Here is a 22,270-nt window from a genome sequence, read left to right as displayed (position 1 = left end):
CCCTTGGCTACTGCTCAGCCAGTGAACTTCACGTCGGTAATGGCCTGCTTGTAGCCGGGATCGCTGTACGCGCTCGGATCCGCTGCCGAGTACGGCACAGCGGTGAGCCAGACGAGCACGTACTGCGTCTTCACCGGCTTGGTGACCTTCACCGTGGCCGTCGTACCGTTCGTGCTGACGTGGCCGATCTCCTTCATCGAGTCCAGCGAGGGCGGCGTCAGCGAGTCGGCAGCGTACAGCTTGGCCGTCGTGTGATTGCCGGAGTAGCGCAGCCCGATGCTGGCGCCGGAGAGCTCCTGCGCCGAACCCAGGTCGTAGACGATGCCCACACCTGGCTTGTAGGGCTCGAGGGGCGGCCCCTGCAGGAAGGTGCTCGTCTTCCAGTACGTCGACGCCTTGCCGTCGAAGGTCTTGTCCACGTCGCCCGGGTGCTGGGCGTCGCCCTTCGCCACGAACTCGCTGGCGCGCTCGATGCTCAGTGTCTTGACCGGCTTGGGAGCGGTGCTGTTCTTGTCGTTTCCGTCGGTCGTCTGCGTGTTGCCGGTGTCGTCGGGCTTGTCGCTCTGGCCCATCAGCGCGTCCGCCAGCTGCCAACTGCCCAGGCCCAGTGCGGCGATGAGGAGGGCCGAGACAGCCCACTTCAACGCCCTGCCGGTACGGGTCTGCAGCGGGGGCGGTGGCGCGGGGACCGGCTGGGTGGCGCCCATGTGCGCGGACGGACGGCCGTATGTGCCCTGCTGGTACGTCGTGCGCTGGTAGTCAGGCGGGGAGGTGAACGTGGGCTCCGGAGGCCGGATGCGGGGCATCTCGGCGATCGCCTTGACCAGTTCCTCGGGCGTGGTGCACGGGGACTCGTGGCGGGAGGCGGTGGCGCCGTCGTTGGCCAGCGCCCGCATGGAGAGCTCGGACAGGCCGCGGTGGACACCCGCGCGCACCTGGTCGGGGGCGATCAGCCCGATGTCCTTGGGCAGGCCGGACAGACCGTAGGCGTCGCTCTCGTACGGCCACCGCTGGGTGAGCGCCGCGTACAGCAGGGCACCGATCGCCTCCGTGTCGGTGCGCTGTGGGGTGTCGGAACTGATGCCGCGCAGCGCCGCGTTCACGGCGAGGCCGCGGATGCGCCATTGACCGGTCGAGGTGCGCAGGACGGCGTTCGGGTTCAGCCGAAGGTGCGCCAGGCCCTCGCGGTGGGCGGCGGCCATGGCCGAGGAGATCTGGCTGACCATCTGGGAGGCTTCGTACACCTCCAGCGGGCCGGCGGCCAGCAGCGTGGACAGCTCGGTGGCGTCGGGCAGCCATTCGTGGACGACATAGACGAGGTCGTTCTCCTCGACGGCGTCGAGGACCTGGACGAAGCGTGGATCGCCCAGCAGCGCGGAGGAACGTGCCGCGGCCAGCACCGAGCGGGCCCGTGAGTGGTCCGCGGGCAAGAGGTGGACGCCGACGGCACGCCGCAGCTTTTCGTCCACGGCACGCCAACTGCTGAATCCGTCCAGACGGGTGACGCACTCCTCCAGGCGGTAGCGTCTGGCGAGCTTGTGGCCGCTGTGCAGCTCCGGCGATGAGGCCTTCTTCGGACTCTCGGTCCCGCCACTCCCCTGTGCCTCGACGTCTTCCGTGTCCCGCTCCCGGTTATTGGCCACCCCGTCGGCCGTGGACTGGTCCGCCTTGGCGGTCAGCGGCTCGTCACCGCTGTTGTCTGCCACGTCGACGGCAGCCGTGCTCCGTTCCGCCACCGTCGTCCCTGCCTCCCCATCCATTGCGCGTCGTGTGACGCCGAAACCAATTGTGCCCACAGTCCGCTGCCATGCACGACACACGGTGGCGGACGATGGTTGTGCGCGAACTCCTGCGTCAGCGCCCCAGACGGCCTCGCACCATCCCGACCAGAGAATTCAGCTCCTCGATGCGCATGCGGCGAGCGGCGACGAAGAAGACCCCGAGCAACACCGCGCCACCTGCGATCAGGGCCGCGAAGGAGCCGAGGACGCCCTGCCCGAGCGAATGGGCGATGCCGTAGCAGGCAGCGCCGCTGAGCAGGGCAGCCGGCACCGAGGCGATGCCCAGTCTGGCGTACGTGCGCAGCACGCGGTTGCCGTCCAGGTCGCCACCCAGCCGCTTCCGGAGTCGGTTCCAGGCGACGCCGACACCGATCGCGTAGGCGAGACCGTACGAGGCGGACATGCCCACCACGGCCCAGCGGGGCGGCAGTACGAGGTAACACAGTGCGGAGGCGGTCGCGTTGACCACGGCGACGATCACCGTGTTGTAGAAGGGAGTACGGGTGTCCTCGTAGGCGTAGAACGCGCGCAGGACGACGTACTGCACCGAGTACGGGATCAGGCCGAGGGCGAAGGCCATCAGCATGTACCCCATGTTCGTGGCCTCGCTGACGCCTGAGGAACCGAAGATCAGCGTGCACATCGGGATGCCGAGTGCGAGGAAGCCGAAAGCGATCGGAACGATGGCGACGGCCGTGGTCCGCAGGCCCTGGGAGATGTCGTCGCGGACGGCACCGGGGTCGTCCTCCGCCGCGGAGCGGGAGATGCGGGGCAGCAGGGCGGCCATCAGGGACACGGTGATGATGGCCTGCGGCAGGCCCCAGATCAGCTGGGCGTTGGCGTAGGCGGCGAAGCCGGTGCCGTCGACCGGGGAGTCGGCGCCCGCGGCGGTGGACAGCTGGGAGACGACGATCGCGCCGGCCTGGTTGGCGAGGACGAACAGGACGGTCCACTTGGCGAGCGTGACGGCCTTGCCGAGGCCGTGGCCCTTCCAGTCGAAGCGCAGTCGCAGCCGGAAGCCGGTCTCACGCAGGTACGGGATCATCGCCAGTGCCTGCACCACGAGACCGAGCAGGACGCCGATGCCGAGGAGCCGCTGGCCCTCCGGCGGAATGGTCGTGACCTTCATGCCGGAGTCGGCCGCGGTGCCGTAGACCCACATGAACATGCCCAGCGTCACGATGATGACGATGTTGTTCAGGACGGGCGTCCACATCATCGCGCCGAACTTCCCGCGGGCGTTGAGGATCTGTCCCATCACCACGTGGACGCCCATGAAGAAGATCGAGGGCAGGAAGTAGCTGACGAAGGTGACGCCGACCTCGTTGGCCGCCGGGTCACTGGCCACCGAGTCGGACAGCAGCCGGATCAGCAACGGCGCGCCGAGGACCGCGAGGACGGTCAGTGCGCCGAGGGCCACCATCACGAGGGTCAGCAGCCGGTTGGCGTACGCCTCACCGCCGTCCTCGTCCTCCTTCATGGCGCGCACCAGCTGTGGCACGAAGACGGAGTTGAGGCCGCCGCCGACGGTCAGGATGTAGATCATCGTGGGCAGCTGGTAGGCCACCTGGAAGGTGTCGCCCAGCATGCCGACGCCGAGGGCGGAGACGATCAGCGCGGAGCGGATGAAGCCGGTGAGGCGGGAGACCATCGTGCCCGCCGCCATGACGGCGCTCGACTTCAGCAGTCCCGTGGCCCGGCCGCTCTTCTTCGCCGCGGGAGCGGCGGAAGCCGGTGCGGGCGCTGATGCGGGCGCAGGGGCCGCCGGAGCGGGCACCTCAGGGGCGGGCGGGGTGGGTGCTGCCTGGTACTGGCCCTGGGGTGTCGTTGCCGGGTACTGGCCGAGGACGGGCGGTGTCGCCGCTGGGTACTGGCCCGCGTGCGGAGCCGGGGACGGGCCGGGCACCGGCGGGGGCTCGTACGGCGACGGGCCGCCGCCCTGCTGCTGGTCGCGGAAGAGGTGCGCGAAGGCATCCGGCTCGTGGCGCTCCTGGCCGGCCTGGCTCACCAGGTCGTCGACACCCACGAACTGGGTGGTGCGGGGGTCGTCGCCGTACGGCAGGTACTGGGTCGGCCCCTCCGGCTCGGGCGCTGGGGTCTGCGCCCACACGTTCGGGTCAGGGGCGTACGGCGACTGGGGAGGCTGGGCGTACAGGGGCTGCTGCGGCTGGTACGTGCCCGGGTCCGGCGGGGGGTGGGCGGCACGGTCGTAGAGCGCCTCGGCGACCGGATCCTGGGCGTAGATGTCCTGCGCTCGGTAGGGGTCCTGGTCGTAGGCGTCCTGGAGGTACATGTCGGCGGGGGACTGCGGCGGGACCTGGCCGTCCTGGGGCGGCGGGCCCTCGGGGTGGCCCGAGCCGCCCGCGGCCTGGCCGCGGTCACCGTCGTACGGCGCGTTCATGGTTACCCCACCTCATCGTCCCGGGCCCACCGGCCACGACATCCTCAACGGTCCACTCTCTCACTCGCGCCGGAAGGGTCGGCGCTTTCCGCTGCGGTGTCCGGTGCCGGGTCACTCGGCTGCTGCGGGTCGTCTGCCCGGGTCTGAGTGCCGGACTCTCCCTTGAGACGGTCATCGCCGCCGTCGGGGTTCTCCGGGACGTCGACGGCCTCACCCGTCTCGTCGGGGCCGTCCTCCTCGGTCTCACGGGCGGCCGCGCGCTTGCGCTGGGTGTACATCCGGAAGCCGGCGAGAACGAGCAGGAGGAAACCGCCGCCGATGACCAGCATCACCGTGGCGGTGAACTCCGTGACCTTCACATCGAACCTGACGGGGGCGCCGTACATCTGCCCGTCCTCCGTGTACAGCTGGGCGACCACCGTTGCCTGACCGTTGGCCTTGGCCGTTGTGGCGAACTTCACCGTCTGGCTGTGGCCGCCGGAGACCTCGACCTGCTGCTCGGAGTAGGAGTCGTCGCCGATCTCAAGGCGCTTGGGGCTCAGTGAGGTGAGCCGCAGCACGAGGTGGTCGGCGCCCTGCACCAGGTTGTTCTGCACGGTCACCGGGATAGTGGCGCTGCGTCCGGAGAGCTTGGTCTCGGACTTTTCGATCAGCTTGACCTGATCGGTCAGCTCGTCCACGTACGCCTGGACGTCACCCCGGAAGGAACTCGCCTCGGTGTTCCGGGCGCGCCAGGACGTGGACATCTCTCGGTTCACGGCCCGCCCGAAGGGGGTCACCACCCGGGACTGGTCGCTGAGGATCACCTTGAAATTGTCGAGCTTGTTTTGGGTGGTCGCGATCTCCATGAAGGCCGACCTCGGCAGCTCCTGCTTGCGCAGCGAGGAGGGGTACCTGGACGTCGACGGCACGGTCGTGGTGGCCTCCGGGTCCGGCTTGGCGGCGGCCGCCGCGGTGAGATCCTGAGGCTCGGACCAGTTGCTGCTCTGCAGGGCGGTCAGCGCCTCAGCCATCGCCTGGGCCTGCGGCGCGGACGGCATGCGCTGGGGGGCGACGACGACGCTGCGCTGCTCGTGCGTCTGCAGATCGAGGGCGAGACTCTGAGCGAGGAAATTCTGCACGGCGAGCGTGGAGGCGGAGGCCTTCGTCAGGTCGCCCTGGAACGCTGTCGACAGCCGCGCGTCCGCGACGACCGCCGTGGTGCCGCCGCCGATCGGGCGGGCGGCCGAGGGGGTGTACGACAGGTTTCCCGTTTCTTGCAGGCTGTCGCTGCGGGCGATCACCTTGTCGGCGCCGGCGGAGGTGGCGACCTTCACGATCGACGGGTCCACCGCGCCCTCCACCGGCCAGGCGAAGTCGGTGCTGGGTGTCACATGGAGCACGGTCCGCACCGTGGTGGCGGCGACATCGGTGGCCTCGTTGAGATGGCTGAGGGAGCCGGTGACGCTGGTGCCGTTGTGTGCGAGGGAGGCGAGATCGGGGTCGGCGAAGGGGAGGGCGACGACCTCCTTGGCCGCCACGGCTTCCTGGAGCTCGGCGAGCCACTGCTTCGCGACCGCCTGATAGGTGCCTGCCCGGGTCGTGTCACCCGACCTGACCCGGTAGGGGCGGGTCATCGCGTCGACGGAGGCGAGCAGGTCCGGGTCGATCACCCAGGTGACGTCGAGATCCTTGCCCAGCGACAGGAGCTGATCGAGGCGGCCGCCCGGGGAGATCTCCTTGGCGAGGTCGTCGTTGAGGAAGACCGGCGTCTGCTGCTCGTTCGACCCCGTCTCCGCAGTCATGTGAGTGGTGGAGATCAAGGGCCACAGATACGTCGTCTTCGTCCTGGCGTCGGCCTCGTCGGACTGCCACGGCAGGAGCGTCCGCTCCGTGCCGAGCACCCGATCCCAGCGCTGCGCGGACGTCTCTCCGGAGAGCGAGACGGCGAATGGGTAGACGCCGCTGTCGCCGAGGTCCAGTTCGTCGACCGGAACCGAGATGGAGAAGGGCTCGGCGACGCCCGGCGTCAGTGTGGAGAACTTCTCGATGTACTTGCCGCCGATCTCCGGGCCGGTGGCGGCCTGGACGTCGCTGCTGTTCTTGGCGACGTTGTCGATGGCCGAGCGGGTGGTCAGCTCGGGTCCCACCCGTAGTCCCACGTGGGCGTCCGTGACGGCCTGCTTGCCGGTGTTGGTCACCGTGCCCGACACCGTGACCGTGTCGCCGTCCGTGGGGACGCTGGGAGTGAGTGTGTCGAGGGACACGGATACGGTGCCCGAGTCGGCGGCCCGCGCGGGCGTGGCGGCGGGCAGCTGCAACAGTCCGGCCAGCAGGGGCGCCCCGGCGAGCAGAGCTCCGGTGCGCCGCAGCCAGCGGCGGGCAGGTGAGGCACTGGCCCCCTGGAAGTCTGCCGCCTCGGCCACGCGCTCGCCCGTCCCTCGTCGTCGTCAGTGGTCGTCGGAATGTGCGTCCACGCATGGTAACGATGCGCGCTGAGGGGAAGTGCCGCGGACTGCTCCACAAGATCGGCCAAGCACGCCGTGCTGTCCCTAATGTGCACGTATCAATGGGGTCGCTTCCGTGTAGTTCGAGGGCAGGCCCTGCGCTGGGTCGGGTGGAGGGTCTGTGCGCATTTAATGGAGGCGCTCGCGGTCGCCCGGGCCACGTACCCTTTTCTGTTGTGCCGAATGCCAACGAAGACACCTCCAGTGCCCTGAGTCAGGTGCAGCACCGCGCGGTGAGTGAACTGCTGCGGGTCGCCCCTGTCGCCGACGATCTCGCCCGCCGCTTCCAGGAGGCCGGGTTCTCGCTCGCCCTGGTCGGCGGCTCGGTCCGGGACGCGTTGCTCGGCCGGCTCGGCAACGACCTGGACTTCACGACTGACGCCCGCCCCGACGACGTACTGAAGATCGTGCGGCCGTGGGCGGACGCCGTGTGGGAGGTCGGGATCGCCTTCGGCACGGTCGGGGCGCAGAAGGACGGCTACCAGATCGAGGTGACCACGTACCGGTCGGAGGCGTACGACCGAACCTCACGCAAGCCGGAGGTGAGGTACGGCGACTCCATCGAGGAAGATCTGGTCCGTCGCGACTTCACTGTGAACGCGATGGCCGTCGCGCTGCCGGAGAAGAGGTTCATCGATCCTCACGGAGGGCGGGACGACCTCGCGGCGCGGGTGCTGCGCACTCCGGGCACGCCCGAGGAGTCCTTCTCGGACGACCCGCTGCGGATGATGCGGGCCGCACGTTTCGCGGCGCAGCTCGACTTCGAGGTCGCCCCTGAGGTCGTCACGGCCATGAAGGAGATGGCCGGGCGCATCGAGATCGTCTCGGCCGAGCGGGTCAGGGACGAACTGAACAAGTTGATCCTGTCCACGCACCCGCGCAAGGGCCTGACGCTGCTGGTGGATACCGGGCTTGCCCACCACGTGCTGCCCGAGCTTCCGGCGCTGCGCCTGGAGAGCGATGAGCATCACCGGCACAAGGACGTCTACGAGCACACGTTGATCGTCCTGGAGCAGGCCATCGCTCTGGAAGAGAACGGCGCCGACCTGACCCTCCGGCTGGCCGCACTGCTGCACGACATCGGCAAGCCGCGAACCCGTCGCTTCGAGAAGGACGGCAGGGTTTCCTTCCACCATCACGAGGTGGTGGGGGCGAAGATGACCAAGAAGCGCATGACCGCGCTGAAGTACTCCAACGACCTGGTGAAGGAGGTCTCGCGTCTCGTTGAACTTCACCTGCGCTTCCATGGCTATGGCACCGGTGAATGGACGGACTCCGCGGTCCGCCGCTATGTCCGTGACGCCGGCCCCCTGCTCGACCGCCTCCACAAACTGACCCGCTCGGACTGCACGACGCGCAACAAGCGCAAGGCCGCCGCGCTCTCGCGGGCTTATGACGGCCTGGAGGAGCGGATCACCCAGCTACAGGAGCAGGAGGAGCTGGACGCGATCCGTCCGGACCTCGACGGCAACCAGATCATGGAGATCCTGGGCATCAGCCCGGGCCCGGCCATCGGCCGCGCGTACCAGCACATGCTGGAGCTCCGGCTGGAGAACGGGCCCCTGAAGCACGACGAGGCGGTGGCCGCGCTCAAGGAGTGGTGGGCCGCACAGAGCTGAGGCCGTGAAACGGGTCATGTTTCACGTGAAACATGACCCGCGGCTTGCTAGGGCGGCGAGCTCGACCGCGCCGAGGGGCCCTGTTTCACGTGAAACAACGCTCCGACCATCCCGTAGACGACGGCGACCGTGACCACCAGCGGCGCCGAACGGCCATCTGGCGGGAGCATCAGAGCGGCGACGCCCGCGGCGCCCACGAAGGCGACGTTGAAGAGCACGTCGTAGACGGAAAAGATCCTGCCCCGAAAGCCGTCGTCCACCGAGGACTGCACGATCGTGTCCGTTGCGATCTTCGCGCCCTGGGTGATCAGCCCTAGGACGAATGCTGCGACGAGCATGGGGGCTGTGGCGAAAGGGAGGCCGAGCGCGGGCTCCAGAACTGCGGCAGCAGCGGCACAGATGACGATCCATCGCGCGGGCCCGTACCGGCCCGCCGCCCAGGGCGTCACGACCGCGGCGGCGAAGAAACCGGCGCCGGAGAAACCCAGGGCCAGCCCCAGTAGGGCGAGACCGTCTTCGGGATCGGACGTCAGGGTGTATCGGCAGAGCATCAGCACCATGACCAGCAGGGCGCCGTAGCAGAACCGCATCAACGACATCGTGCCGAGCGCCCATGCAGCCTGCCTGCGCTCGGGAGCGGCGAGATGGTGCACTGCTGCCGCCAGGTCACGGGCGGTGCCGGTGAGAGCTGTCGACAGGCGAGGTTGTACCAACTCTCGGTCGGGCCCCAGCAGTTCCGGTGCCATGCGTAACGAGGCGAGAGCTCCGCACAGATACAGCCCGGCTCCCAGAAGCACCACCGCCGCGTCGGAATCCGCGACCGCCAGCCGTACGACGAAGGCGAGACCGCCGCCAGCGGTCGCGGCGAGCGTTCCGGCGGTCGGGGAGAGGGAGTTGGCGATCACCAGTCGCTCGGGGTCCACGACCCGGGGCAGCGCGGCGGACAGGCCGGCCAGGACGAAGCGGTTCACGGCGGTGACACACAGCGCGGAGACGTAGAAGAGCCAGTCGGGAACATCGCTGACGATCAGGACGGCTGTGGCCGATGCCATCAGGGCGCGCACCAGGTTGCCGTACAGAAAGACCTGGCGGCGGCGCCAGCGGTCCAGGAGGACGCCGGCGAAGGGGCCCACCAGGGAGTACGGGAGCAGCAGGATCGCCATCGCGGAGGCGATGGCGGTGGCTGAGGTCTGCTTCTCCGGTGAGAAGACGACGTAGGCGGCGAGTGCGATCTGGTAGACACCGTCGGCGCCCTGGGAGAGCAGGCGCACGACGAGCAGACGTCGGAAGTTCCGGAGGCGGAGCAGGACGCGCAGATCACGCACGACGGGCATGGGGCACAGCCTCACATACGGAGAGGGTCCCCCGGGCAGTACCCACCCGGGGGACCCTCAACAGCTCTGGCAGGAGCGGTTTCAGCTGTCTCGCCGGCGCGCGGTGCTTGTCTCGCTTGCGCGCAGCGCCTTGTCTCGCTAGCGCTCGACTTCGCCCTTGATGAACTTCTCCACGTTGTCGTAGGCCTCGTCGTCGAAGTACTGGACCGGCGGGGACTTCATGAAGTACGAGGACGCCGAGAGGATCGGGCCGCCGATGCCACGGTCCTTGGCGATCTTCGCGGCGCGCAGCGCGTCGATGATGACGCCGGCGGAGTTCGGGGAGTCCCAGACCTCGAGCTTGTACTCCAGGTTCAGCGGGACGTCACCGAAGGCACGGCCCTCGAGACGGACGTAAGCCCACTTGCGGTCGTCGAGCCAGGCCACGTAGTCCGAGGGACCGATGTGGACGTTCTTCTCGCCCAGGTCGCGGTCGGGGATCTGCGAGGTGACGGCCTGCGTCTTCGAGATCTTCTTGGACTCCAGGCGGTCGCGCTCCAGCATGTTCTTGAAGTCCATGTTGCCGCCGACGTTGAGCTGCATGGTGCGCTCAAGACGGACACCGCGGTCCTCGAACAGCTTCGCCATCACACGGTGCGTGATCGTGGCGCCGACCTGCGACTTGATGTCGTCGCCGACGATCGGGACACCCGCCTCGGTGAACTTGTCCGCCCATTCCTTGGTGCCGGCGATGAAGACGGGAAGGGCGTTGACGAAGGCGACCTTGGCGTCGATGGCGCACTGGGCGTAGAACTTCGCCGCGTCCTCGGAGCCGACAGGCAGGTAGCAGACGAGGACGTCGACTTCCCTGTCCTTGAGGACCTGGACGATGTCGACCGGGGCCTCGGCGGACTCCTCGATGGTCTCGCGGTAGTACTTGCCGAGGCCGTCGAGGGTGTGGCCACGCTGAACCGTGATGCCCTTGTTCGGGACGTCGCAGATCTTGATGGTGTTGTTCTCGCTGGCCCCGATGGCGTCCGAGAGGTCGAGGCCGACCTTCTTCGCGTCGACATCGAACGCGGCGACGAACTGGACGTCACCGACGTGGTAGTCGCCGAACTGGACGTGCATCAGGCCGGGGACCTTCGACGCCGGGTCGGCGTCCTTGTAGTACTCGACTCCCTGCACCAGCGACGCGGCACAGTTGCCCACGCCGACGATGGCTACGCGCACCGAACCCATTCCGGTTGCTCCCTGTGTGTACGAGTGGGGCCCTGGCAGGGGCCTCACATGGTGGTGTCGCCGGGCGTATCCGGACCGGGGGTGTCCCCCGTCCGGGGCAGAACGCCCGGCGCTCCCTCTGTGGTGTCACGAGCGGGCTCTCCATGGCCGGGACCCTTGAGGTCCCGGCCCGCCCGCTCGCTCTCGATGAGCTCGTTCAGCCAGCGCACTTCGCGCTCCACGGACTCCATCCCGTGGCGCTGCAGCTCAAGCGTGTAGTCGTCGAGGCGATCCCGGGTGCGCGCCAGCGAGGCGCTCATCTTCTCCAGGCGTTCCTCGAGCCGACTGCGACGGCCCTCAAGGACGCGCATGCGCACGTCACGAGAGGTCTGCCCGAAGAAGGCGAAGCGAGCAGCGAAGTGCTCGTCCTCGTACGCGTCGGGCCCGGTCTGCGAGAGGAGCTCCTCGAAGTGCTCCTTACCTTCCGCCGTCAACCGATAGACGATTTTCGCCCGACGCCCTGCGAGTGGTGCGGCGAGGGCGTCCTCGGAGGTGTGCCCCGGCTCCTCGATCAACCAGCCGTTGGCGACCAGGGTCTTGAGACAGGGGTACAGGGTTCCGTAGCTGAACGCGCGGAACACCCCGAGCGAGGTGTTGAGTCGCTTGCGCAGCTCATAGCCGTGCATCGGGGACTCGCGGAGCAGGCCGAGTACGGCGAACTCGAGGATCCCGGAACGCCGGCTCATGGTCGCCTCCTCCCTGTCGCGGTCGGGCCGTGACGGACTTTATGCCGAGCTGATGTATCGACTCGATACATCACGACGATAGAACGGCCTTACGGATGCGACAAGTGGGGGGATGGTGAACGGGATCACATCACTGCTTCACGGGGAGTGAGTTGCCTGAATTCGGGTGGACTTCGGAGCCTGGCGGGTTTTTAGGGTGCGTAGTCTGTGCGCCATGCACATCACCGGGAACCAAGTGACGTCTGGGGGGCGTCGTTGTCCTCGGTGCAGTACGGGTGAATGCGAGACCGACCACATCCGTACTTCGGGGGGACCGGAAACCAGCTGCCGTTTCCAGGCGCGCAAGAGTGCGCCTGCCCGAGGAGTAGTCGTTCGATGAGCGAGCACCGTCGCAAACCGCCGCAGCCGCAGGGAGGCGGACGTGCCGCGGCCCGACGCGGCCAGTCCGGCTCGTCCCCAGGCCGCCGCGCGGCACCGCGAGGCGCCACCGGATCTCAGTCCGGCTCCTATGGGACCAGTGCCCACGAGTCGGATCCCAATGGTCCGGGAGGCGAGCGTCCGTACGGCGGTCGCGCCGAGTCCCGTCGGGCCACACAGAGAAGTGGTGGCGGCCGGCGCAGAGCGGCCGAACCCGGCGGACGCGGCGGCCCCAACGGGCCCGGTCGTGGCCGCGCTGCCGCTTCCGACAGAAAGCGGATCATCGACTACCCGCGCGCCGGCAAGTACGGCGCGGCGCGCTGGGTGCCGTCGTGGAAGCTGGTCACCGGGCTGTTCATCGGGTTCTTCGGCAGCATGGTGGCCGTCGCGGGCCTGGCGTACGCCATGGTCACGGTCCCGAACCTGGCCGACACCGCGAGGGCCCAGAACAACGTCTACTACTGGTCCGACAAGTCCGAGATGGTCGCGACGGGCGGTGAGACGAACCGTCAGGAGATCAACCTCGCGCAGATCCCCAAGGCGATGCAGAACGCCGTGATCTCGCAGGAGAACAAGACCTTCTACACCGACAGCGGCATCGACCCCAAGGGCATCGCCCGCGCCGTGCTCAACATGGCCAGGGGCGGTGAGACGCAGGGTGGCTCCACCATCACCCAGCAGTACGTGAAGAACGCGATGCTCGATGACCAGTCGCAGACCCTCTCGCGTAAGTTCAAGGAGATCTTCGTCTCGATCAAGGTGGGCTCCACCGTGCCGAAGGACAAGATCATGGAGGGCTACCTGAACTCCGCGTACTACGGTCGCGGGGCCTACGGCATTCAGGCGGCCGCGCGAGCCTACTTCGACAAGGACGCCGCCAAGCTGAACCCGGGCGAGTGCGCCTTCCTGTCGGCGATGCTCAAGGGCGCCACGTACTACGACCCCGCGGGTGCGACCAGCTTCGACCCGGCCGCCACCGACACGGCCAACAGCAAGCGGGCCCTGCGGCAGATGCAGAACACCCTCGACAAGATGGTCCAGTACGGCCATCTGGACGCCGCGACGCGCGCCAAGTACACCTCCCTCCCCGACTGGAAGAACCCCCGCTCGAACAACGCGCTGAGTGGCCAGGTGGGCTACCTGGTCGACCTGGCCAACGCCTCACTGGTCAGGAACAGCGCCAAGACGGGAATCACCGAGCGGAGGCTGCGGGAGGGCGGCCTGTCGATCTACACGACCTTCGACAAGAAGAAGGTCAACGAGCTCAAGGCCGCGGTCGAGAACGTTCAGAAGAAGAACATCAAGCCCAAGGAGCGCCCGGACACGGACAAATATGTCCAGTTCGGTGGCGCTTCCGTGGACCCGGAGACCGGCGCCATCAAGGCCATCTACGGCGGTGAGGACGCCACCAAGCACTTCACCAACAACGCCGATGTGACCGGTGCCCAGGTCGGCTCGACATTCAAGCCGTTCGTGCTCGCGGCGGCGATGAAGTGGGGTGTCCGGGACAAGGATCTCCCGGAGAACCAGGCCCAGGACGAGCGGACCAAGGTCAACCCGCAGAGCCTCTACAGCGGCCAGAACGATCTCAAGATCAAGAACTACGACGGATCGATCTGGAAGAACGAGGACGGCAACGAGTGGCTCCAGGAGAACGACGGCAAGCAGTCGTACGGCTCTCCCCCGGGCTACAAGATCAACCTCCGTGAGGCCATGAGGGAGTCAGTGAACTCCGCCTTCGTGCAGTTGGGCATGGACGTCGGGCTGGACAAGGTGAAGGAGTCGGCGGAGGACGCGGGTCTCCTGCCGGGCAGCCTGACCGGCACCGGCTACCCGTCCTTCTCCATCGGCATCTCCGACCCGAGCGCGATCCGTATGGCGGGTGCGTACTCCACCTTCGCGGCCAGTGGAAAGCAGCGCGAGCCCTTCTCCGTCCTGAGGGTCACGGGCAAGGACGGCGCGGTCTACACGCACCAGGACGAGACGAAGCAAGCGTTCGAGCCGGAAGTCGCCGACAACGTGACGGACGTGCTCAAGACCGTGGTCAAGTCCGGCACGGGTACCAACGCTCAGCTGAGCGACCGTCAGGTGGCGGGCAAGACCGGTACCACCGACGGCAACAAGTCCGCCTGGTTCGTGGGCTACACCCCGCAGTTGTCCACGTCGATCAGCATGTTCCGCTACGACGACAACGAGAAGAGCAAGAACCGCACGTTCCTGAAGATGTACGGCACGGGTGGCCAGGAGAAGATCCACGGCGCCTCGTTCCCGTCCGAGATCTGGCACGACTACATGGAGCAGGCGCTGAAGGGCACACCGCCGCTGCCCTTCCCGACGCCGACGCCCATCGGCGAGGTCATCAACGACCTCCCGAGCCCCACTCCGACCCCCACCGTCAGCGACACCCCGACGGCGAGCCCGACACCGAGTCCGACGCCCAGTGAGTCGGAAGCCTCCCCGACGCCGACGGCCAGCGAGTCCTGCCAGTTCGAATTTCAGTGCACCGGCGAGACCAGCGGCCCGGACACCGGTGGCACCGACGGGGGCGTGACGTCCTCACCCACGGCCACGGAGTCGCAGGGCAACACCAGGGGCAACGGAAACGGAGGCGGCCTCTTCGGAGGCCCGGCGGGCTGATCCCGGCCCGACCGGAGTACGGCCTCCGTCCGGGTAGGTGAAGTCAAGGGTGGCCGCCACGCGTTCAACGCGTGGCGGCCACCCTTGACTCATTTGCAGGTGAAGTACCTTGACTGCGCTCTTACCTGATCTTAGTATTTTGTTCGAATATTTGCTCTGGGCCACGTACGGCCTTCTGAAAGGACTGCAATCTTGCGCGCACTGAAGCGCTCTCTCGTCGTGCTGCCCATCGCGGCCGCGCTGACGTTGGTGGGTACCGCTGCCCAGGCGTTCGACTGGGACTCGATCGGCTGGGATGCGGGTGCAAATTCGAACGGATCGCGGACGTTCTTCGAGGACGACGGGGAGCACCTGTACATCCTCGACAACAACAAGGACGGACACTCGGCGGTCTCGGAGATCGAATACGGCTCCCGTCACCTCACGTACTGGAACGCCGGCGGTGTCAACACCACGCGTGACGTGAACCTCGACATCGCCGAGGGCACCTACGTCAGCTACAACGCCTGCTACGGCGAGTACGACGGCTACAAGATCCTCGGCTGCGGCTACTGGGTGGGCGACTCGGCCTGAGCAGGCGCTGTGGGGGTGCGGGCCATGGGGGCCCGCACCCTTTTCGTGCGCCGGTTCGTGCGCCGGTTCGTGCGGCAGGAGAATGTGCCTCGGACAGCCGAGGACGGGATGTGCCTCGGATGGCCGGATGGAAACGAAGGATGCGTCAGTTGAAGCACACAGCCCGCCGCCGAGCCGTGTCCGGCGCGGTCCTCGCGGCCTGCCTCGCAGCTACGGCAGCCTGCTCGGGCTCGGGCTCCGGGGCGGGCGAGCCCGCGGTGGCCACCTCCCCAGCCGCGAGTCCCAAGGCCCCGCTGCCCAGTCAGGTGGGCAAGAGTCTGCCCGCCGCGCTCGAGGCGGCCGTACAGGCGCGTTTTGGGTACGGGCTCAGTGAAGCGAACGGCGGCGGCCAGCTCGAGCGCGTCACCCCGCAGCAGTGGAAGGTCTGCTTCCAGAAGGCCGGCCCGCTCAGCGACTCGGTGATCTTCGGCGTGGTCCGTACGCATGAGACGTGCCCGGACCGCTGGATCGACAAGCTGGCGTCACCGACAAGCTGATGTGACAGCCAAGCCGACCGGCCGGACGAGCCGACCGGGTGGGTGCGAGCCCACCGGCTGGACGAGCCCACCAGCCGGGCAAGCTGCCCGCACACACCCCTGCCGTGGCCGGCACGCGCGCGCACGACGTCGTGGAACAGGACGGGCCGGACATCCCTCCCCGACCCCGCACCGGTCCTCAGGCGCATACGGCAGGATGTGCGACATGCCCAGCGCAGAATCGACGCAAGCGAGCGTGCACGAGCCGGAGCCGGTACGGCCGACGAAGGAGGACGCGGTCGCCGCGGCCGGGAGTGAGCTGATCGGTGGCCCCCTCGGTCGGCGCGCTCTGCTCGGTGCGTCCTGGTGGACTCCCGTCCGGGTGATCGCGCTGGTGGCGATCGGCGTGTTCGTCCTCGGCCTGGTCCAGAAGGCACCCTGCTACAACGGTGCCTGGTTCTTCGGCGCCAGTTCGCAGTACACGCACGCCTGCTACTCCGACATCCCGCACCTGTACCAGGGGCGTGGTTTCGCCGACGGGCTCGTCCCCTACTTCGACAAGCTGCCCGGCGACATGCAGTACCTCGAATACCCGGTGCTCACCGGTGTGTTCATGGAGGTCGCCTCGTGGCTCACACCCGGCAGCGGCACCATCCAGGACCAGGAGCAGTGGTACTGGATGGTCAACGCCGGGATGCTGCTGGCGTGCGCCGCCGTCATCGCCGTATGCGTGACCCGTACGCATGCCCGGCGCCCCTGGGACGGCCTGCTGGTCGCCCTGGCGCCGGCCTTCGCCCTCACCGCCACCATCAACTGGGACCTCCTGGCGGTCGCTCTGACGGCCGCCGCGATGCTGATGTGGTCACGGGGCCGCTCCCTCGCCTTCGGTGTCCTGCTGGGGCTCGCCACGGCCGCCAAGCTCTATCCGTTCCTGCTGCTCGGGCCCCTGCTCCTGCTGTGCTGGCGCGCGGGCAAGTGGCGGCAGTTCGGCACGGCCCTGGCGGGGGCGGTGGTCTCCTGGCTGGTGGTGAACCTGCCGGTGATGCTCTTCGCCTTCGACGGCTGGTCGAAGTTCTACACGTTCAGCCAGGAGCGGGGCGTGGACTTCGGTTCCTTCTGGCTGATCTGGGCGCAGAACTCGAACGACCCGCCCAGCACCGAATCCGTCAACACCATGGCCACACTGCTGATGCTGCTGTGCTGCGCCGGCGTCGCGGCCCTGGCCCTGACCGCTCCGCGCCGTCCGCGCTTCGCCCAGCTGGCCTTCCTGATCATCGCGGCCTTCATCCTCACCAACAAGGTGTACTCACCGCAGTACGTCCTGTGGCTGGTGCCGCTGGCCGCCCTGGCCCGGCCGAAGTGGCGCGACTTCCTGATCTGGCAGGCCTGCGAGGTGGCCTACTTCCTGGGGATCTGGATGTACCTCGCGTACACCAGCAGCGGAGACGCTCACAAGGGCCTGCCGACCGACGGCTACCACTGGGCCATCGCGCTGCACCTGCTGGGCACGCTGTACCTGTGTGTGATGGTCGTGCGCGACATCCTCATGCCCGAGCGGGACGTGGTGCGCCTGGCCGGTGACGACGACCCCTCGGGCGGTGTCCTCGACGGTGCGGAGGACGTCTTCGTCCTGGGTCCTTCCGCGCATCCGCCGCGGCACGCGGCCCACTTCGACGGGCCTCAGGTGGAATGGGGCAGCGCAGCCGGGTCGCCCACGCCGCCTTCGCCGGACAGTTCGCCCTGAGCGAACGCCGTGCGGGCGGGCTGGGACCGCCCCTACGCAAGGCCGTACACGAACCTCCGTGTACGGCCTTCCGGTTGTCCGGGAGCGCTCAGCGGTCGACGATCCGGTCGAACTGCGTGGTGGTGTGCCGCAGGTGGGCCACGAGCTCATCGCCTACCTTCGGCTCCGAGGCGTCGGTGGGCACGAACAGGATCGATACCTGCATGTGCGGAGGCTCGGCGAACCAGCGCTGCTTGCCGGCCCAGACGAACGGAGAAAGGTTCCGGTTGACGGTCGCGAGGCCGGCGCGGGCGACGCCCTTGGCCCGCGGCATCACGCCGTGCAGCGCCTTGGGGGCTTCCAGCCCCACGCCGTGCGACGTTCCGCCCGCCACGACAACCAGGAAGCCGTCGGAGGCGGCCTTCTGCTGCCGGTAGCCGAAGCGGTCGCCCTTGGCCACGCGCGTGACGTCCAGGACGGCACCGCGGTACTCGGTGGCCTCGTGGTCGCCCAGCCACAGGCGGGTACCGATACGGGCGCGGAAGCGGGTCTGCGGGAACTGCTGCTGGAGCCGGGCGAGGTCCTCGGCCTTGAGGTGGCTGACGAACATCGTGTGCAGCGGCAGCCGGGCCGCGCGCAGCCGGTCCATCCAGCCGATGACCTCCTCGACGGCGTCCGAGCCGTCGGTGCGGTCCAGCGGCAGGTGGATGGCGAAGCCCTCCAGGCGGACGTTCTCTATGGCGGAGTGCAGCTGGGGCAGGTCCTGCTCGCTGATGCCATGGCGCTTCATCGAGGACATCACCTCGATGACCACCCGCGCGCCCACGAGGCCGTAGACCCCGTCGATGGAGGACACCGAGCGGATGACCCGGTCGGGCAGCGGCACCGGCTCCTCGCCGCGCCGGTACGGCGTCAGCACCAGCAGGTCACCGCCGAACCAGTCCCTGATCCGGGCGGCCTCGTACGTCGTGCCCACGGCGAGGACGTCGGAGCCCAGGCGTGTGGCCTCCTCCGCCAGTCGCTCGTGACCGAAGCCGTAGCCGTTGCCCTTGCAGACGGGTACGAGCCCCGGGAACTGCTCCTGCACGTGCTTGTGGTGCGCCCGCCAGCGCGCGGTGTCGACGTAGAGCGTGAGCGCCATGGCCGGACCTGGAACCTTTCTCGGGGCTGCGGTGTATCAGAGCTGCGGTGTATCAGAGGTATGGAAGGTGTGGAAGCGAGGAACGCGAGGTCAGCGGCGCGACATGTAGATGTCGAGCGCCTTGTGGAGCAGCTTGTTCAGCGGGAAGTCCCACTCGCCGAGGTACTCCGCGGCCTGGCCGCCCGTACCCACCTTGAACTGGATCAGACCGAACAGGTGGTCGGTCTCGTCCAGCGAGTCGGAGATGCCCCGCAGGTCGTAGACGGTCGCACCGAGCGCGTAGGCGTCGCGGAGCATCCGCCACTGCATCGCGTTCGAGGGCCGGACCTCCCGACCGATGTTGTCGGAGGCGCCGTAGGAGTACCAGACGTGCCCGCCGACGATCAGCATCGTCGCCGCCGACAGGTTCACGCCGTTGTGCCGGGCGAAGTACAGCCGCATCCGGTTGGGGTCCTCGCTGTTGAGGGCCGTCCACATGCGCTGGAAGTACGACAGCGGGCGCGGCCGGAAGTGGTCGCGCACAGCGGTGATCTCGTACAGCCGCTGCCATTCCTCCAGGTCCTGGTAGCCGCCCTGGACGACCTCGACACCCGCCTTCTCGGCCTTCTTGATGTTGCGGCGCCACAACTGGTTGAAGTTCTTGTGGACCTCTTCCAGGGAGCGGTTCGCCAGCGGGACCTGATAGACGTAGCGGGGCTGTACGTCTCCGAAGCCTGCGCCCCCGTCCTCACCCTGCTGCCAGCCCATACGGCGCAGTTTGTCCGCCACCTCGAAGGCGCGCGGCTCGATGAAGTCGGCCTCGATGTCCCGCAGTCGCTTCACATCAGGGCTCTGGATGCCGGCCTTGATGGAGGTGGCCTCCCAGCGCCGGATGATGACCGGCGGGCCCATCTTCACGGAGAACGCGCCCTGTTGCTTGAGGTGCGCCAGCATCGGTTCCAGCCACTCGGTCAGATTTGGCGCGAACCAGTTGATGACCGGGCCCTCGGGCAGGTAGGCGAGATAGCGCTTGATCTTGGGCAGCTGCCGGTAGAGGACGAGCCCCGCGCCGACGATCTCGCCGGTGCGGTCGTCGAACCAGCCGAGGCTCTCGGAGCGCCACTCCGCCTTGACATCTGCCCAGGCCGGAACCTGCATGTGGCTCGCCGACGGCAGGCTCTGGATGTATGCCAGATGCTGCTCGCGGCTGATCGTCCTCAGGGTCAGGCTCATTCGGGGCGCTCCTCGGGCTGGTGTGTCCCCATGGATACAGGGGCTCCGGCTCTCGCGGCGAAGCCTACTGCGCCTTGAGAGCGCCCTGACTGGGCATACGGCACCTTCGCCCGGGGCTGAGAGCTACCAGGGCGGAGCGCGGTGCCGTATGAGGGATGTGGGGTGTGCCGTCCGTGGCGTCAGAAGACCCCGCCGAAGAGACCACCGTGCGCCATGCCGAGGAAGAAGCCGACGCCCGACGCGCCCAGGCCGAGGATCAGCCCGAAGCGTTCCCGGGTCGTCACCGAGATCCACTGACCGTACGCGCCGGTGAGGATGCCGACCAGGCCGGTCCAGGAGCTCAGCAGGTGCAGGTCGTCGTCGATCACCGCCGTGAGGAACGACGTGATGCCCAGCACCAGGGTCACCGCGAGCAGCGTGTCCTGGAGCGGGTGGGGCTTGCCGTCCGTGGCGAACAGCCCTCCGACGGTGTTGGGTCGCAATGCCTGTGCCATAGGGGCACCTCCTGCGAAAGCGGCGCATCGTAGCGCCATTCACACCCGATGTGTACAGATTGGCGGTCCCCGCGGCCGGATTTCAACCGGAAGCCGGTGTGCGGGTAGTCTGTAACGTCTGCACCGATGTCTGCCCGCGTCACGGCTGAGGAACCCCTTCGAGGACCCCTCGATTGTCAGTGGCGGCGGATACCGTTGCGTACGCATCACAACCCTCCTGCCACGGAACGACCGTGGCCGCTGAGTCCAAAGGAGGTGGGTTCCACATGCGTCACTACGAGGTGATGGTCATCCTCGACCCCGATCTGGAGGAGCGCGCTGTCGCCCCCCTGATCGAGAACTTCCTCTCCGTCGTCCGTGAGGGCAACGGAAAGGTCGAGAAGGTCGACACCTGGGGCCGTCGTCGTCTCTCGTACGAGATCAAGAAGAAGCCTGAGGGCATCTACTCGGTCATCGACCTGCAGGCCGAGCCTGCGGTCGTCAAGGAGCTCGACCGCCAGATGAACCTGAACGAGTCGGTCCTCCGGACCAAGGTCCTCCGCCCCGAGACCCACTGAGCTCTCCCGCTCAGTCGGTACCGGGATTCGAGTAGCAGCACTAGCAGCCAGCAGCAAACCCGCCGAGAGGTTCCCCCATGGCAGGCGAGACCGTCATCACGGTCGTCGGCAATCTTGTCGACGACCCCGAGCTGCGCTTCACCCCCTCTGGTGCGGCGGTCGCGAAGTTCCGTGTCGCGTCCACTCCCCGCACCTTCGACCGTCAGACCAACGAGTGGAAGGACGGCGAGAGCCTGTTCCTGACCTGCTCGGTCTGGCGTCAGGCGGCGGAGAACGTCGCCGAGTCGCTCCAGCGAGGCATGCGCGTCATCGTGCAGGGCCGGCTGAAGCAGCGGTCCTACGAGGACCGCGAGGGCGTCAAGCGCACGGTCTACGAACTGGACGTCGAGGAAGTCGGCGCCAGCCTGCGCAATGCCACGGCCAAGGTCACCAAGACCGCCGGCCGCGGTGGGCAGGGTCAGGGCGGTTACGGCGGCGGTGGCGGCGGCGCCCAGGGTGGTGGCAGCTGGGGCGGAGGCTCCGGCGGCGGCCAGCAGGGTGGCGGCGCGGCTCCCGCCGACGACCCGTGGGCGACCGGCGCTCCTGCCGGTGGCAACCAGGGCGGCGGTGGCGGCGGCTGGGGTGGAAACTCCGGCGGCAGCGGCGGCGGCTACTCGGACGAGCCCCCCTTCTAGGCCCTCGGGCCCAGGGTGGGTCGTACCCACACTTCTTGATCACACAGGAGATACACCATGGCGAAGCCGCCTGTGCGCAAGCCGAAGAAGAAGGTCTGCGCTTTCTGCAAGGACAAGGTCACGTACGTGGACTACAAGGACACGAACATGCTGCGGAAGTTCATTTCCGACCGCGGCAAGATCCGTGCCCGCCGCGTGACCGGCAACTGCACGCAGCACCAGCGTGACGTCGCCACGGCCGTGAAGAACAGCCGTGAGATGGCGCTGCTGCCCTACACCTCCACCGCGCGATAAGGGAAGGGTGACTGACAGATGAAGATCATCCTCACCCACGAGGTCTCCGGCCTCGGTGCCGCGGGCGACGTCGTCGACGTCAAGGACGGTTACGCTCGCAACTACCTGATCCCGCGGAAGTTCGCTATCCGCTGGACCAAGGGTGGCGAGAAGGACGTCGAGCAGATTCGTCGCGCTCGCAAGATCCACGAGATCCACACCATCGAGCAGGCCAACTCCGTGAAGGCCCAGCTCGAGGGTGTCAAGGTCCGTCTGGCCGTCCGCTCCGGCGACGCCGGTCGTCTCTTCGGTTCCGTCACTCCGGCCGACATCGCTTCCGCGATCAAGGCTTCCGGTGGCCCCGAGGTCGACAAGCGCCGCATTGAGCTGGGCACGCCGATCAAGACGCTGGGCGCCCACGAGACGTCGGTGCGTCTGCACCCCGAGGTTGCCGCCAAGGTCAACATCGAGGTCGTCGCGGCCTGAT

18 protein-coding genes are annotated in these 22,270 nt (G+C 67.9%); 9 read left to right on the top strand and 9 right to left on the bottom strand.

The genetic code is table 11. The features are described from left to right. Nucleotides 1-14: 14 nt before the first annotated feature. The 3 genes from ACFYRY_RS37145 to ACFYRY_RS37135 all read right to left on the bottom strand — a co-directional run bounded on the left by ACFYRY_RS37145 (nucleotide 15) and on the right by ACFYRY_RS37135 (nucleotide 6,587). Nucleotides 15-1,736 carry a protein kinase family protein gene (locus ACFYRY_RS37145; RefSeq protein ID WP_389156052.1) on the bottom strand — a complete coding sequence of 574 codons (1,722 nt, stop codon included), beginning with the start codon at nucleotides 1,734-1,736 and terminating at the stop codon, nucleotides 15-17. Between the two features lie 118 nt (nucleotides 1,737-1,854). Beyond that, the gene (gene murJ, locus ACFYRY_RS37140; RefSeq protein ID WP_389156049.1) at nucleotides 1,855-4,182 is read right to left on the bottom strand and encodes a murein biosynthesis integral membrane protein MurJ; all 2,328 of its coding nucleotides are present in this window, start codon (nucleotides 4,180-4,182) and stop codon (nucleotides 1,855-1,857) included. 44 nt (nucleotides 4,183-4,226) lie between these two features. Further along, on the bottom strand, nucleotides 4,227-6,587 hold the full coding sequence (locus ACFYRY_RS37135) for a DUF6049 family protein (RefSeq protein ID WP_389156046.1): 2,361 nt from the start codon (nucleotides 6,585-6,587) through the stop codon (nucleotides 4,227-4,229). A 257-nt stretch (nucleotides 6,588-6,844) separates the two neighbouring features. On the opposite strand from ACFYRY_RS37135, the gene ACFYRY_RS37130 reads away from it, so the two are divergent. Then, entirely contained in the window at nucleotides 6,845-8,287 is a 1,443-nt protein-coding gene (locus tag ACFYRY_RS37130) for a CCA tRNA nucleotidyltransferase (RefSeq protein WP_389156043.1), read from the top strand. A gap of 47 nt (nucleotides 8,288-8,334) precedes the next feature. Here the strand turns inward: ACFYRY_RS37130 and ACFYRY_RS37125 are convergent, their stop codons facing one another. The 3 genes from ACFYRY_RS37125 to ACFYRY_RS37115 all read right to left on the bottom strand — a co-directional run bounded on the left by ACFYRY_RS37125 (nucleotide 8,335) and on the right by ACFYRY_RS37115 (nucleotide 11,567). After that, nucleotides 8,335-9,621, bottom strand: coding sequence for an MFS transporter (locus ACFYRY_RS37125; protein ID WP_389156040.1), 1,287 nt, complete (start codon nucleotides 9,619-9,621; stop codon nucleotides 8,335-8,337). Between the two features lie 138 nt (nucleotides 9,622-9,759). Next, a complete protein-coding gene (locus ACFYRY_RS37120) occupies nucleotides 9,760-10,842 on the bottom strand; it encodes an inositol-3-phosphate synthase (RefSeq protein WP_389156037.1) in 1,083 nt (360 codons plus the stop codon). A 44-nt stretch (nucleotides 10,843-10,886) separates the two neighbouring features. Next, complete coding sequence (locus ACFYRY_RS37115) at nucleotides 10,887-11,567, bottom strand: PadR family transcriptional regulator (RefSeq protein ID WP_356764761.1); 681 nt, start codon at nucleotides 11,565-11,567, stop codon at nucleotides 10,887-10,889. A 375-nt stretch (nucleotides 11,568-11,942) separates the two neighbouring features. Here ACFYRY_RS37115 and ACFYRY_RS37110 point away from each other — a divergent pair, with 375 nt between their 5' ends. From ACFYRY_RS37110 to ACFYRY_RS37095, 4 genes are all read left to right on the top strand, one after another. Continuing rightward, the gene (locus tag ACFYRY_RS37110) at nucleotides 11,943-14,621 is read left to right on the top strand and encodes a transglycosylase domain-containing protein (protein ID WP_389156034.1); all 2,679 of its coding nucleotides are present in this window, start codon (nucleotides 11,943-11,945) and stop codon (nucleotides 14,619-14,621) included. A gap of 192 nt (nucleotides 14,622-14,813) precedes the next feature. Next, the gene (locus tag ACFYRY_RS37105) at nucleotides 14,814-15,194 is read left to right on the top strand and encodes a hypothetical protein (RefSeq protein ID WP_389156031.1); all 381 of its coding nucleotides are present in this window, start codon (nucleotides 14,814-14,816) and stop codon (nucleotides 15,192-15,194) included. 149 nt (nucleotides 15,195-15,343) lie between these two features. Next, on the top strand, nucleotides 15,344-15,730 hold the full coding sequence (locus ACFYRY_RS37100) for a hypothetical protein (RefSeq protein WP_389156029.1): 387 nt from the start codon (nucleotides 15,344-15,346) through the stop codon (nucleotides 15,728-15,730). Nucleotides 15,731-15,926: 196 nt separating this feature from the next. Further along, entirely contained in the window at nucleotides 15,927-17,453 is a 1,527-nt protein-coding gene (locus ACFYRY_RS37095) for a glycosyltransferase family 87 protein (protein WP_389156026.1), read from the top strand. A gap of 88 nt (nucleotides 17,454-17,541) precedes the next feature. Here the strand turns inward: ACFYRY_RS37095 and ACFYRY_RS37090 are convergent, their stop codons facing one another. From ACFYRY_RS37090 to ACFYRY_RS37080, 3 genes are all read right to left on the bottom strand, one after another. Beyond that, a complete protein-coding gene (locus ACFYRY_RS37090) occupies nucleotides 17,542-18,573 on the bottom strand; it encodes an alanine racemase (protein WP_389156024.1) in 1,032 nt (343 codons plus the stop codon). 90 nt (nucleotides 18,574-18,663) lie between these two features. After that, a complete protein-coding gene (gene femX, locus ACFYRY_RS37085; RefSeq protein WP_389156021.1) occupies nucleotides 18,664-19,785 on the bottom strand; it encodes a peptidoglycan bridge formation glycyltransferase FemX in 1,122 nt (373 codons plus the stop codon). A 179-nt stretch (nucleotides 19,786-19,964) separates the two neighbouring features. Beyond that, complete coding sequence (locus ACFYRY_RS37080; RefSeq protein ID WP_389156018.1) at nucleotides 19,965-20,279, bottom strand: hypothetical protein; 315 nt, start codon at nucleotides 20,277-20,279, stop codon at nucleotides 19,965-19,967. A gap of 266 nt (nucleotides 20,280-20,545) precedes the next feature. On the opposite strand from ACFYRY_RS37080, the gene rpsF reads away from it, so the two are divergent. The 4 genes from rpsF (at nucleotide 20,546) to rplI (ending at nucleotide 22,269) form a co-directional block, all read left to right on the top strand. Next, the gene (rpsF, locus tag ACFYRY_RS37075; RefSeq protein WP_005482942.1) at nucleotides 20,546-20,836 is read left to right on the top strand and encodes a 30S ribosomal protein S6; all 291 of its coding nucleotides are present in this window, start codon (nucleotides 20,546-20,548) and stop codon (nucleotides 20,834-20,836) included. A gap of 77 nt (nucleotides 20,837-20,913) precedes the next feature. Then, nucleotides 20,914-21,510: a single-stranded DNA-binding protein gene (locus tag ACFYRY_RS37070; RefSeq protein WP_389156016.1), complete on the top strand. Its 597-nt coding sequence runs from the start codon at nucleotides 20,914-20,916 to the stop codon at nucleotides 21,508-21,510. Between the two features lie 57 nt (nucleotides 21,511-21,567). Beyond that, nucleotides 21,568-21,804, top strand: a complete 237-nt coding sequence (gene rpsR, locus ACFYRY_RS37065) for a 30S ribosomal protein S18 (protein WP_003949403.1) — start codon at nucleotides 21,568-21,570, stop codon at nucleotides 21,802-21,804. Between the two features lie 18 nt (nucleotides 21,805-21,822). Next, nucleotides 21,823-22,269, top strand: coding sequence for a 50S ribosomal protein L9 (gene rplI / locus ACFYRY_RS37060; RefSeq protein ID WP_389156013.1), 447 nt, complete (start codon nucleotides 21,823-21,825; stop codon nucleotides 22,267-22,269). Nucleotide 22,270: the final 1 nt, after the last annotated feature.

The organism is Streptomyces sp. NPDC005263 (assembly GCF_042872365.1).
GTDB lineage: Bacteria > Actinomycetota > Actinomycetes > Streptomycetales > Streptomycetaceae > Streptomyces.
Note: the sequence above shows the minus strand (reverse complement) of the source record. Positions and strands in the feature narration are given on the sequence as shown.

Excerpts from the sequence above, each read along its gene's own strand:
- murJ (WP_389156049.1), bottom strand. The coding sequence starts at position 4,182 with ATGAACGCGCCGTACGACGGTGACCGCGGCCAGGCCGCGGGCGGCTCG.
- ACFYRY_RS37125 (WP_389156040.1), bottom strand. The coding sequence starts at position 9,621 with ATGCCCGTCGTGCGTGATCTGCGCGTCCTGCTCCGCCTCCGGAACTTC.
- ACFYRY_RS37120 (WP_389156037.1), bottom strand. The coding sequence starts at position 10,842 with ATGGGTTCGGTGCGCGTAGCCATCGTCGGCGTGGGCAACTGTGCCGCG.
- ACFYRY_RS37115 (WP_356764761.1), bottom strand. The coding sequence starts at position 11,567 with ATGAGCCGGCGTTCCGGGATCCTCGAGTTCGCCGTACTCGGCCTGCTC.
- ACFYRY_RS37110 (WP_389156034.1), top strand. The coding sequence starts at position 11,943 with ATGAGCGAGCACCGTCGCAAACCGCCGCAGCCGCAGGGAGGCGGACGT.
- ACFYRY_RS37095 (WP_389156026.1), top strand. The coding sequence starts at position 15,927 with ATGTGCGACATGCCCAGCGCAGAATCGACGCAAGCGAGCGTGCACGAG.
- ACFYRY_RS37090 (WP_389156024.1), bottom strand. The coding sequence starts at position 18,573 with ATGGCGCTCACGCTCTACGTCGACACCGCGCGCTGGCGGGCGCACCAC.
- femX (WP_389156021.1), bottom strand. The coding sequence starts at position 19,785 with ATGAGCCTGACCCTGAGGACGATCAGCCGCGAGCAGCATCTGGCATAC.
- ACFYRY_RS37080 (WP_389156018.1), bottom strand. The coding sequence starts at position 20,279 with ATGGCACAGGCATTGCGACCCAACACCGTCGGAGGGCTGTTCGCCACG.
- rpsF (WP_005482942.1), top strand. The coding sequence starts at position 20,546 with ATGCGTCACTACGAGGTGATGGTCATCCTCGACCCCGATCTGGAGGAG.
- ACFYRY_RS37070 (WP_389156016.1), top strand. The coding sequence starts at position 20,914 with ATGGCAGGCGAGACCGTCATCACGGTCGTCGGCAATCTTGTCGACGAC.
- rpsR (WP_003949403.1), top strand. The coding sequence starts at position 21,568 with ATGGCGAAGCCGCCTGTGCGCAAGCCGAAGAAGAAGGTCTGCGCTTTC.
- rplI (WP_389156013.1), top strand. The coding sequence starts at position 21,823 with ATGAAGATCATCCTCACCCACGAGGTCTCCGGCCTCGGTGCCGCGGGC.